Annotated in this window: 10 protein-coding genes; 1 reads left to right on the forward strand and 9 read right to left on the reverse strand. The window is 35.1% G+C overall.

The genetic code is table 11. From position 1 onward, the window contains the following. Positions 1-112 precede the first annotated feature (112 nt). The 4 genes from ABD792_RS17175 to ABD792_RS17190 form a co-directional block, all read right to left on the reverse strand. Positions 113-2,944 carry a gluzincin family metallopeptidase gene (locus ABD792_RS17175; protein ID WP_345007603.1) on the reverse strand — a complete coding sequence of 944 codons (2,832 nt, stop codon included), beginning with the start codon at positions 2,942-2,944 and terminating at the stop codon, positions 113-115. Positions 2,945-3,049: 105 nt separating this feature from the next. Continuing rightward, positions 3,050-3,739 carry an LOG family protein gene (locus tag ABD792_RS17180; protein ID WP_345007604.1) on the reverse strand — a complete coding sequence of 230 codons (690 nt, stop codon included), beginning with the start codon at positions 3,737-3,739 and terminating at the stop codon, positions 3,050-3,052. A 115-nt stretch (positions 3,740-3,854) separates the two neighbouring features. After that, the gene (gene uvrA / locus ABD792_RS17185; RefSeq protein WP_345007605.1) at positions 3,855-6,689 is read right to left on the reverse strand and encodes an excinuclease ABC subunit UvrA; all 2,835 of its coding nucleotides are present in this window, start codon (positions 6,687-6,689) and stop codon (positions 3,855-3,857) included. A gap of 172 nt (positions 6,690-6,861) precedes the next feature. After that, entirely contained in the window at positions 6,862-7,233 is a 372-nt protein-coding gene (locus ABD792_RS17190) for a hypothetical protein (RefSeq protein ID WP_345007606.1), read from the reverse strand. Positions 7,234-7,795: 562 nt separating this feature from the next. On the opposite strand from ABD792_RS17190, the gene ABD792_RS17195 reads away from it, so the two are divergent. Further along, positions 7,796-8,320 (forward strand): hypothetical protein, encoded by a 525-nt coding sequence (locus tag ABD792_RS17195; protein WP_345007607.1) that lies wholly within the window; start codon positions 7,796-7,798, stop codon positions 8,318-8,320. 49 nt (positions 8,321-8,369) lie between these two features. On the opposite strand, the gene ABD792_RS17200 is transcribed toward ABD792_RS17195, so the two are convergent. From ABD792_RS17200 to ABD792_RS17220, 5 genes are all read right to left on the reverse strand, one after another. Next, positions 8,370-8,969, reverse strand: coding sequence for a MarR family winged helix-turn-helix transcriptional regulator (locus tag ABD792_RS17200; RefSeq protein ID WP_345007608.1), 600 nt, complete (start codon positions 8,967-8,969; stop codon positions 8,370-8,372). Positions 8,970-9,106: 137 nt separating this feature from the next. Beyond that, the gene (locus ABD792_RS17205) at positions 9,107-9,340 is read right to left on the reverse strand and encodes a thioredoxin family protein (RefSeq protein WP_345007609.1); all 234 of its coding nucleotides are present in this window, start codon (positions 9,338-9,340) and stop codon (positions 9,107-9,109) included. A gap of 112 nt (positions 9,341-9,452) precedes the next feature. Next, a complete protein-coding gene (locus tag ABD792_RS17210; RefSeq protein ID WP_345007610.1) occupies positions 9,453-10,166 on the reverse strand; it encodes a hypothetical protein in 714 nt (237 codons plus the stop codon). Between the two features lie 82 nt (positions 10,167-10,248). Next, the gene (gene ggt / locus ABD792_RS17215; RefSeq protein ID WP_345007611.1) at positions 10,249-11,934 is read right to left on the reverse strand and encodes a gamma-glutamyltransferase; all 1,686 of its coding nucleotides are present in this window, start codon (positions 11,932-11,934) and stop codon (positions 10,249-10,251) included. A 16-nt stretch (positions 11,935-11,950) separates the two neighbouring features. Then, complete coding sequence (locus ABD792_RS17220) at positions 11,951-12,538, reverse strand: acyl carrier protein phosphodiesterase (protein WP_345007612.1); 588 nt, start codon at positions 12,536-12,538, stop codon at positions 11,951-11,953. Positions 12,539-12,584 lie beyond the last annotated feature (46 nt).

A 12,584-nucleotide genomic window follows, 5' to 3' on the forward strand; every position in this document is an offset into this window, starting at 1 on the left:
CAGTCTTATTCTTTGAATAATATTTAAAAATCGCTTATATATAAGCTTTAAAATATTAATTTTTTATAAAAATTATATTTAAAATGATAAATATTCAAAATACAGGTTGTTTTTAAAACCAACGCCGTCTAAAAAGACCAAGTAGCGATTCGGGGTCTATGGTGAACTTAAATCTTATTTTTTGATCGTAATGGGGTTGGCCTATTTCCCAACCTAGATTTGAATAAAGGGGTAAGTAAATTTCAAAATAATCGGTTACCAGGTTAATTCTTATGCCTGAGTCGTATACAAAATTGGCTGCATTGGATTTGTTCTTAACAAAGCCGGCATCTCCATATAGTAATATATATTTCCAGAGTGTCGTACTGGTATTAAGCGTTGTTATCCATTGGTTAGCATATGGGGTGTCTAATTTAGATTTAAAACCTCCTTCGGCTGTTATGTATTGTTGACTAAATATACCGCTAGATTCAGAACGTCCTAAATACGCATAATCGAATAAATAATCGGTAGGCCTGTCCAATGCAAAGCTAAAGTAATCAGAACTAACATCGTTATCGTTTCTTAGAAAGGTTCCAGCATAAAACCGAAGGTTTAATTGCCTGTTGTTTTGGAACAAGCGTCTGTATTCATAATTAAAGGCAATTTTACTAAAGGTCTTTCCAACTTGAAAATCGGTGTGCCATTTGCTGAAATTTATAAGGTTGTCGTTAGAGTTGATATAACGAATATTGAAAACACTGTAATTAGGTTCTGTAGAGCTTAGTGGGTTATTGGGATCCTTGTCTCGGTTGATGTTTATATGCCTAAACATTAATAACTTCCTTTTATTGGACCTAAAATCGTTGTCTTGCCTAAATAATAAGGTTAATGATGGGGTTATTTGACTTACAAATAAATCGTCGGCATAAGAGGTGTAGCTGGATCGAATACCGTAGTTAATAAAAAAAAGATCGTTGTTTTCTAAATTATGCGTTATTGATGCTGATGCTGCGCCGGTTAGCGATTTGGATTTAAATGCATATTTAGGTTCTATTCTATAATCGAAATGTTTTCGTAAAATGGTTTTATTGTACATTTTCATCCCCAAGGAAAAGCCGTCATATATATTATTAAACTCAAGTAAAGGCATAAGGAACACTTGATTGTAATGGGGGTCTTCAATGTCTTTAAACAGTCTAAATTGTAAGGGTTTGTTGTTAAAAAAGAAACCTTTTAAGGATTTCCAGTTGTCTCTAATATTCGTTTCTGGTATAATCTTATCGTAGTTTAATACCAGTTTGTTTGCATTGTTATTGGGGATCGTGATTGTCTTGTTGCCGGTTACGTTTTCAATCCATAATTTAGAAATTATACTGTCATTGTTCAATGCGTAAAGGGAAATGGGCATACTGTTGTTACGCTTGTTTTTTACAGTTAAGGTTATGGAATCATTGGTTTTTGTAACATTTTTTATTTTAAAATCGATCTTCTTTCTAGTTTTAAGATAATCGGTAAAAAACCAATCTATATTTTTATGCGTATTGGATTTTAAATAGTTCTCAAATGCATTTGGAGTTGTTTCCTTTAATTTGTTTTGGTTTAAAAATGACTTTATGGAATTTTCCAGTACATTACTGTTAATAAAGTCATCGAGATATTTTAGGCCTAAACCCGCTTTGTATTTGTTGGCTATGTTTTTGTTGAATTTTAGCAAGGAGTCTTTTTGCATTGTTAGGGGTTGATCCTTATTGGTGCGCCCCATTATCATAAATGCAATGTTGTATTTATCATTAAAATCCATATCGGCAGCATGGAATGAACGAATGCCCCACATCTTAGCAAAAGATCCCAAAAACTTCATGTCAGGATAGTACAGCTCAACATAGTTCATTAAGTAATAGATTTGTAAACCATCAATAAGCCATTGGTGTTTTCTTGGGTTTATGAGTAAGGTGTTTTCTAGATAATTATATAGAGCTACTTTTAAAAGTCTTAACTCATATTGAAAATGATGTGGGTAAGGTTTTAAAAAACTCGGTAAAAAGTTTAGTCCGTAAACAGGGTCTTTACTATTGTCAATACTGGTTAAAAGAAGTTTTTCATGTGGATATTCTCCAAGGTTATCAAGCATAAAATCAATAATTCTTTCCGTTATCATCGCTTTGTCGAGATCCTCCAAATCCTCTCCGTTGATATTGGATACAACTTTTATACCTTGTGTTTCTATTGATTTAAAAGAGGGTATTTTATTTAGGAATAATTTATTATTTGTTCTGTTTTCACCTGCGAGTACTATTGTTTGCTTGTTATTGGTACGGCTTTTAATAAGGGTGTTTAGCTCTGTTATTAAGGTGTATCCAATAGGATATTCAGCCTCTATGTGTATATCGGCCTTCGGAATAAAAAGATCATCTAAATCCTTATTGCTATAGTATTGCCATTCCCCATTATATACAGCAGGGGTAATGTACCAATACCTTAAATTCATATCGCCAGTTTTTGATATACCATATTCTGTGAATTTATCACTCGGTACATGTACAGTATATTTTAAATGAATGGTATAGGATTCATTGGGCTTTATGGGGGTATTCAACAAAACCTTTATAATGTCTGGTTGATTTTTGACTGTTTCAAATTCTAACAGGTTGTTACCTTGCTTAAGGAAAGATATTTCAGAATACCCACGATCTTTATCTTTGGCTAAATGAAAAACATTTTTGTACTCATCGGCTAGTCTGATAGCCAGAGGGGTGTTTTTAGAGGAATAACTATTGTTCCAGTCGTTTAGAAAAATAGTCTGTAATGTATCTTTTGACGTGTTTTTGTAGGTAATAGTCTGTGAAATTTTAATTTGTTCGTTGTCAATATCAAATGTGGCCTTAAGGTTAATTTTGTTTTGACCAAAACCATTAAAGCTTATAAAAATATATATTAAACAACTTATAAAATGAAATTTCAATTTACTAAACAGGCTTTAAAGATTGATAAATTGTGTAAGGCGACACAAGATAATAAAATATCATGTTTTATTAGATTTATAATCTAAAATTAAGACTTAGATTACTTAGAAATTAGGGCTTAACTGGAATTCTTTGTAGAATGCATCCAATATGTCTATAACTTCCTCTTCATTATTTACAACATGTATTAAGTCAAGATCTTTAGGGCTAATGTTTTGAAACTTGTCCAATAAAGTTGTTTTTATCCAATCTAAAAGCCCTTCCCAAAAAGCTGTTCCAACTAGGATGATTGGGAATTTTTCGATTTTGTGTGTTTGTATTAGGGTGATCGCTTCGAATAGTTCATCTAGCGTACCGAAGCCTCCTGGCATAACAACAAAACCTTGGGAGTATTTTACAAACATGACTTTACGTACAAAGAAATAATCGAAGTCTAAACTTTTGTCATCGTCTATATATGGATTGTCATGCTGTTCAAAAGGGAGTTCTATATTTAGCCCAACAGAGGTGCCTCCTCCCAAATGGGCACCTTTATTCCCTGCTTCCATTATTCCTGGCCCACCACCTGTTATAACGCCGTAACCAGATTCAACAATCCGCTTGGCTATTTTTTCGGCAAGTTTGTATTCAGGGTTATCTGGTTTTGTTCGTGCAGATCCGAATATAGAAACGCAAGGACCTATCTTACTCATTTTTTCAAAACCGTTAACAAATTCGCCCATTATTTTAAAAATGGCCCACGAATCGTTTGTTTTTATCTCGTTCCACCCCTTGTGGTGCTTTTCTTTTCTCATGTATTACTTTATAATAGGTTAATTCATTAGTGCTAATCATTTGTACAATTGCGCCAATGCTTCAAATTTAATTTTTTTTTAGAAGTTGTTAGTTGTAAATGGAGGCTAATATTTTTTATAGGACCAATTCTTTTTTAAGGAACTTGGCAGTGTAACTTTTTTTGTGCTTAGCAACGTCTTCGGGTGTGCCTTCAACAACTATTTGCCCTCCACCTTTGCCGCCCTCGTAACCAATATCAATGATATGGTCTACGGCTTTAATAACATCTAAATTGTGTTCTATGATGAGAACCGTGTTGCCTTTGTTTACGAGTTTATTTAATACAATCATGAGCACACGAATATCTTCAAAATGTAATCCGGTTGTAGGTTCGTCAAGAATGTAAAAAGTATTACCTGTATCGCGCTTGCTTAGTTCGGTTGCTAGTTTTATGCGTTGTGCTTCTCCTCCCGAGAGTGTTGTACTTTGTTGCCCCAATGTTATATATCCTAGGCCAACGTCCTTAATTGTTTTAAGCTTGTTATGGATTTTAGGTATGTGCTCAAAAAAACTTACGGCTTCGTTTATAGTCATGTCCAAAACGTCGCTAATGGATTTTCCTTTGTAGCGAATTTCCAGTGTTTCTCTATTAAAGCGTTTTCCTTGACAGGTTTCGCATTCAACATATACATCGGGAAGAAAATTCATTTCAATGACGCGCAATCCTCCGCCTTTACATGTTTCACAACGACCACCAGCTACGTTAAAACTAAAGCGTCCTGCTTTGTAACCACGTATCATGGCTTCAGGGATTTTAGCGAATAAAGCTCTAATTTCACTAAAGGTTCCAGTATAGGTGGCTGGGTTGCTTCTAGGGGTTCGCCCTATAGGGGATTGGTTAATATCTATAACTTTATCGATGTGTTCTAAACCTTTAATGCTCTTATATGGCATGGGTTTTTTAACACCGTTAAAGTAATGGGCATTTAAGATAGGGTAGAGGGTTTCGTTTATTAGTGTTGATTTACCACTCCCAGAAACACCAGTAACTCCAATCATTTTGCCTAAAGGGAAATTTACGGAGACATTTTTTAAATTGTTTCCGGTACAGCCTTTTAGACTAAGTGTTTTGCCGTTTCCTTCTCTACGTTTTTTGGGGATTTCTATTTGTTTGCTACCGTTTAAATAATCGGCAGTGAGCGTGTGGTGTGTTTTGAGAGCATCTGGATCTCCTATACTAATAATTTCTCCGCCATGCTTTCCTGCCTTTGGCCCTATGTCAATTACATAATCGGCCCGTTCAATCATATCTTTGTCGTGTTCTACAACTATCACCGAATTCCCAATATCTCTGAGTGAAGCCAATGAATCGATAAGTTTTTCGTTATCGCGTTGGTGCAATCCAATACTTGGTTCGTCCAAAATGTACAGAACACCAACTAATTGGGAACCAATTTGTGTTGCTAGTCTAATACGTTGAGCTTCACCGCCGGACAGCGATTTTGAGCTCCTGTTAAGACTAAGATAATCTAGCCCCACATCCAGTAGAAATTGTAACCTGGATTTAATTTCCTTAATGATTTCCTCAGCTATTTTTAATTGCTTTTCGGATAGGTACTCGTGTAAACTGTTGAACCATTTTGAAAGTTCAACAATATCCATATGCGCTAATTCTGCAATATTCTTGTCCTGTATTTTAAAATAAAGCGCCTCTTTTTTAAGCCGAGAGCCTTGACATTCAGGACATCTAATTTTGTCCATATAAGCTTTTGCCCAGCGCTTTAGCGATGTAGAATCGGCATTCTTGTATTGGTTTTCAATAAAATTAGCGACTCCTTCGAATTCTATTTTATAATCACGCGTAACACCAAGTGTTTTACTTTCTATCGAAAACTTTTCGTTACCTCCATACAAAATCATATGCTTAGCAGCCTCTGGTATATCTTTATAAGCGTCGGTTAGTTTAAAATCATAGCGTTGTGCAATGGTTGCCAATTGTTTAAAGATCCAACTATTCTTTTCAGGTCCATGAGGAGCTATGGCTCCATTTTTAATAGACAAGGAGGTATCTGGAATGATTTTATTTTCATTTACTTGATGTAATTCACCAATGCCATTACAATTAGGGCAGGCACCTTTAGGGGAATTAAAAGAGAAATTGTTGGGCTCTGGATTTGGATAGGATATGCCAGATGAAGGACACATTAGGTTTCGACTAAAATAACGGGTCTCATTGGTGTCCTGGTCAATTACCAAAAGTACATCGTCGCCATGGTACATAGCAGTATTAATGGTTTCGGTAAGACGCTTGTCGTTGTCGTCCGTTTCATTAATAATTAGCCTATCAATAACAATTTCTATATCGTGGGTTTTGTAGCGATCCAGTTTCATGCCTTTAGCCAGATCTTTAATCTCACCATCTGTTCTTACTTTTACAAAACCTTGCTTGGCTATTTGTTCAAATAGCTCTCTATAATGCCCTTTGCGTGAGCGTACTACTGGTGCTAGTATATTGATGCGTTTGCCTTTAAAGTTATCGACAATAAGTTCTTTAATTTGTTCATCGTTATAGCTCACCATTTTGTCTCCTGTGTTATAACTATACGCATCGCTCGCACGAGCAAAGAGCAGGCGCATGAAGTCATAAATTTCTGTAATGGTTCCAACCGTCGATCGAGGGGATTTACTGGTAGTTTTTTGCTCTATGGCTATAACGGGCGATAGTCCATCAATTTTATCGACATCGGGACGTTCCAATCCTCCTAAAAACTGGCGCGCATAGGCCGAAAAGGTTTCAATATAGCGTCGTTGTCCTTCGGCATATATGGTATCAAAAGCTAAGGAAGATTTTCCACTTCCGGATAATCCGGTTATAACCACGAGTTTTTCACGTGGAATGGTAACGTCTATATTTTTAAGGTTATGGACTCTAGCCCCCTTTACTTCAATATGTTCTTCGAATTGGCTCATAGAAATGCAAAGAGGCAAAGTTACAATTTTAGTTGTTAATTTTTTGGAAGGTCATACCTTGAATTTTTATATAGTTTGCCTAATATAGGTTACACTCAGATTTTGTAAAAAAACAAAAGCCGCATAGGGTTATACGGCTTTTATCTCTAAGCGATCATATGTCATTTACAAATTAGTTAACTTTAGATAACTCACCAGAATCGAGCGATTTATGGTAGTTCGCTTTTACGGATTTTAGAAATCCAAAGAACTTAGTCTTGTCTTTACTTTCCAATATAACAGTAGTACTTCCGTTTTTGTTATCGATTACTTTTTTTATAATTACTTTTTGACCATGAACCGTCTTATAGTTCGCCAAACCACCTCTTTTAACAATGGTATTTAATTTAGGAAAACTTATATGATTGTATTTGGTGTTTGAAGTTGCGTTTATAATCAATATATCTCCAACTTTTGGTTCATTATTGTCGAAGTCAACAATGTTTAAATCATTTGCAAAAGTGTATCCAGTCACCAATAAAAGTAGAAGTAGCATTTTTTTCATAATCAATATTTTTTTAGGTTTTGAAGCAAAATAATGGTTAAATAAGCGCATTTTAAAGTGCCTTTAGAAATATTTAACCTTTCTTGGAAAATGCACAGTAAAGGCTAACCTGTCTATAAATAAGGGGTGATGAAAACGGAAGAAACTTATACTTTATTTGAGCCTGAATCTGGATATGGTGTTAGGTGTTCTATTGTGCTAAAATTTTTAGAGACCCCTTTGTTTAAAGGGGTGTTTAAAATAAAGTCAAAATCAGACTTTAACAAAATTTTAAGAATAATGAAATTAAAGGTTGAATATACTTATCATTAAAAACATATCATTTTTTTCTTGTGATGAATTAAGTGGATTGTGTATTTTTATACAGAATGTACAAAGTGAATTATAAGTATTTATTTTATTGATAATCGCGATTTAAGATGCTCTGAGGTTTGTTTTCAAAATCAAGATTTGTATGATTTCAAGAGTGGCTTCAAAAAAATATTAGGAAGGGGCAGGCTTGTATAGGTTATCAATTTTATAATTAATATATAGTCAAATAATTAACTAAAAATTTAAACGCGTGAAATTATTAGGGATTGGATCAAGAATCGATCATGCAGATTATGGTAAGGGGGTTGTTACCAACGTAACCTCACAACATTATTGGGTTACTTTTATAGATAAAGGGTTAGAGACCATAGCTATTGATAGTGAATTTGAAATTATAGAGGCGGCCGATGGCGATGTAGACACGGTGAGCTTTTTTGATGTTGAAAGTAGTTTGGTGAATATTTTAAAGAAATGGAGCGATGTTTCTGAAATAGTACCAATTGCAGATAAATGGAAAGGTGGGACGATGGTGCTACAACCAACCGATTCGACACTGCAAGGAAAAGAAATTCCGATTGATACTTTTTTTCATAAAATAACAATGGTTAGGGATCGCTTACGCGTTATGGAACAGCGCATTAATTCAAGTGATTTGGATGAGCAAGGAAAAATAGATTTGCAGCAGTATATTACACGAATTTATGGCAGTTTAACCACATTTAACGTATTGTTCAAATCCAAGAGCCATTATTTTGTTGGACAAAGGAGCAAATAACTTAGATTGGATACTGTCTAGTTGTAGTCTAAAAATAAATTTAAGACTATCAAACCTCTTTAAATTCTGGGCAGTCCAACTGGATTTCTTCAGATTTAAGGGGTTTGTTAAGTAAGTTGCAAAAATCGTTGTTGTCTTTGTGAGCATAAAATTTACAACCATAGCAGGTACGCTGAACGGTTAAAATACCACTGCGATTGAGTTTGTAAATTAATTTAGCGAGTGTTTTAAAAAGGTTCTCCAGATCGTTTGTTTCAATGCTCTCGAGCTGAGTATGTAAAGGTGCAGCAAAATTTTCGGTATCTCTAACCATTTTGTGGCCATGGCCTGAAAGCACTATGGAATATCTTCTGCTATCATTTGAAGCGATTTTTTTTATTATCAGTTCCTTTTGTAGCAAAACACGAACAGCGTCGCTAATTGTAGGTTTGGTAACATTAAATTCCTTGGCTAGATGACTTACATTGCATAAGTTTTGTTGGTGGTAGGCAGTAAAAATGAGTATTTGAATTTGTATGGGACTTAAGCCAACTAACTTAGCTTTTTCCCAAAGTAACACTTTAAAGGCTTCAGAGATACGCTCCAGACCTACAGTAATTTTGCTAGAGGTACTCTGCTTGCCATTGGGATTAAAAATAGAGTCGTCCATAATTAAAATGCCTGCCGGAATAATGACCGACAGGCAAATTTAACAATCCTAAAGTTAATTAATTGCAATTTACGGCATCAATTATAGCACTCAACCAATTTGCTTTTAATTTGATTTAATAAACTAAGGACTGTGTGTTAACTTTTTACATCGGTAATGGAAGCGCCAAAGTTGATATGTAGAACGTTACCATTAGGGGTTAATAGGGCAGGAACAGACTTAACCCCTGCATCCTCAGCTTCTTCAATTCTAGATTTGTCTTCTCCTATGTTAACAATATCTACATTGTTGACTCCCAATAGGGTTACAATATCGTGTTCAGCACTTACGCATACTGGACAACCTGCGTGATAAAAGATGGATTTACTCATAATTATAAAATTTAATTAGTTTTAGTTTACAAATATAGTAAGGAATCCTAACTAAATAAAGTTTTTTTGTGAATTTTATAGAATTTATTCTATATAGTGGTGAAAAAATGGGTTATAGAGTACCTTTAATGGCACTAATTTCTAATCCGGTAATCAATAATTTGTGAAATGTTGGGAGTAGGGCACCACTTTCTGTTGTAGTCCAGTCGGACCAGGTTGCTTCTAATCCATTAATTGGAAGTACAGAGGTCCACATTTTAAAACTTTTTGGTTTTCCGTTGTTATCCAAGAACCATAGGTAGGAGTCTCCAGAAGCTAAACCACCTGATGTGTAGGTTACCAAAAGTGCTTCTTTATTGTTAATTGTAACTACTTTTCGCTGAGTACCTTCATTAAAAACAGTATAGGGTGCTATTAGCCAAAAAGAATCTCTTTTAAAATAACTTTGGGCTTTGGTAATGAGCTCTTTGGAAATATCACTTTCTACTATAAAACTATGAACGAAGGCTTTGCTATTGGAAGGATCGTTTAGATCTAGGCTTACTTTATATTCTTTCCAATATACATGGCATATATTTTTACTTTTTTCCCATTCGTAATGCCGTCGTTTTTTATAGGTCCATTCAATGTAATTGGTATTTTTATAGGCTTCATGATTTAGAGCCGTTAACATTTTATGTGCCAACAAATCTGCTTGTTCTCCAGATTTGCCAATAGGAAGTGTTTCATTGTACTTAAAGAACATAAAACCTAAAAACAAGATACTGGGGAGGGTGAGAAATACAAAGATCCCAATAATCAGTTTTAGTGTTTTTTTAGGTTTCATTGGTCCTAACTTCTTTTGTTTAGATATGCTTTGTTTTCAAAACTAAATTATTAAATACCACCCATCTAATAAAGGAAAATACTTAAAAACCGACGGCTGTATCGTCTCCTCGATAATCTGCACCCCCCTCTAACGTTTTATCATCCAAAACAAGTATTCCATCGACCTTACCAATTACAGGAGAATGCTTAGGGTTTATATTGTATCCTAGTTGTTCTAATTTTTTAATGAGACCTGTACTGAACGTGTTAGGCTCCGTACGAATTTCGTCGGGAAGCCATTGGTGATGGAACCGTGGGGCATTTACAGCTTCTTGCATAGTCATGCCAAATTCATGTACATTTAAAATTGTTTGTAAGACGGAGGTAATAATGGTCGAGCCTCCTGGCGTTCCGACAACCATAAATAAGGAGCCGTCTTTTTCAATAATTGTGGGGGTCATAGAGCTTAACATGCGCTTTTCTGAAGCAATACTGTTGGCATCTCCACCTATAAGACCAAACATATTAGGGACTCCTGGTTTACTGCTAAAATCGTCCATTTCATTGTTTAGAAAGAACCCTAGCCTAGAACAATAGAGTTTTGAGCCATAAGCACCATTTAAGGTAGTTGTTGCTGAAACGGCATTTCCAAATTGATCGATTATGGAGTAGTGTGTTGTTTCATTACTTTCTATTATTGTAATATTGCCATGAGAGACATCATTTGACCTCGTTGCTTTATCGAACGAAAAATCAGCCATTCGCATTTTTAGGTAAGTATTATCAATTAGCTTTAAACTAGGAATGTCTACAAAATCGGGATCGGCTAGATAAAAACTCCTGTCTGCATACGAGCGGCGTTCTGCTTCAGTTATAACTTGTATGGTTTTTAATGCATTATGTCCAAAATCATGAAGATCGAAAGGCTCTATCATTTTCATGATTTGTGCTAAGCAAATACCACCGCTCGAAGGTGGAGACATAGAGATGATTTTTAGGTTGTCATATTCAAATGTAATAGGGGTACGCCACTTTGCTTCATATTTAGCCAAGTCTTCCTCAGTAATAATACCACCATTATCTTGTATGAAACTTGAAAGCACTTTGGCGGTTTCTCCTTTGTAAAATTCATCACGACCGTTTTGCATGATACGTGTTAGCGTTCTACCAAGTTCTGTTTGGACAATAGTATCGTTTGTTGTCCACTTTTTGGAAAAAAGTATGGAATCCTTATTGACTTTTAAAAAATTAGCTTGTTTACTGCAAATTTGTTTGGCTTGTTTTTCTGTTACAACAATACCTTTGTTTGCTAAATTAATTATGGGCTGAAATATTTCTTTAATGGGTAAAGTACCAAATTTTTCATGTACGGCAAAAATACCAGCAATGGTACCGGGAACACCAATAGCCATAGCTCCTAAAGTGCTTTTTTCGGGAATAATATTATGCTCTTCATCTAGGTACATGGATTTTGTTGCGAGCAAAGGTGCTTTCTCCCTATAGTCCAAACAGCCTGTTTTGCCATCATATTTTCTGTAAACCATAAAGCCGCCGCCACCAATGTTACCGGCATAAGGGTAGACTACAGCTAAGGCCAATTCTGTTGCAATCATAGCATCAAAGGCATTTCCGCCTTTTTTTAATATATCGCTACCAATTTTTGATGCTTCTTTACGAGCCGATACAACCATTGCTTGTTTGGAGATAAGACCCCTTTGATGCTTCTTATTATCGCACGATCCAATTAGAAAAAAACTACAGAGAAGGCTTATTAGAATGCATTTCATAGAAGTAGAAAACAATTTATGATAACTCAATTAGCTTATGTTTCGAAAAAGTAATTAGTTCATTAAAGAATAGTGTAAATTCTGTTTCAAAATCAGAATAAAACACTTTTAGCTCGTGCACAGCTTTATGCATTCCAGATTTATTTTTGGTTCTTCTGTCCATGCCATATAGCACCTTAGCTATTCCTTCAATCGAGGCATAGCTGACCAGCCAATTGTCAGCCATCATATACGGAATCATTTTTTTTACGCGTATCGGTAATATATCGTAATGTTCGTCTAATGAATCATAAAAATCACTTGCATATTTACTTAGAGGGATAAGGCTGTACTGATCCCAGTTTTTAGCTAAAAAATGATCATAAAGGATGTCGACAATAACCCCAGAATAATGACTGTATTTTGTATGAAGGCGCTTGGTACTTTGTCTTACTATAGGATGGGCATCTGTAAAGGTATCGATATGACGATGGAGGAGAACCCCGATTTGGATGGGTTTAGGGTATTCCTTGTACGAGTTTCCTTTAATGCCGTCTGCAATAAAGTTTCCAATAGTGACCAAGTTATTGTCTCCGGAAAGGTAAATGTGGGCTAAGTAGTTCATTGGTGTAATTTACGAATTAGGAATTAAGAATAACTGTATATTTGTG

Source organism: Snuella lapsa (assembly GCF_039539345.1).
Taxonomy (GTDB): Bacteria; Bacteroidota; Bacteroidia; order Flavobacteriales; family Flavobacteriaceae; genus Snuella; species Snuella lapsa.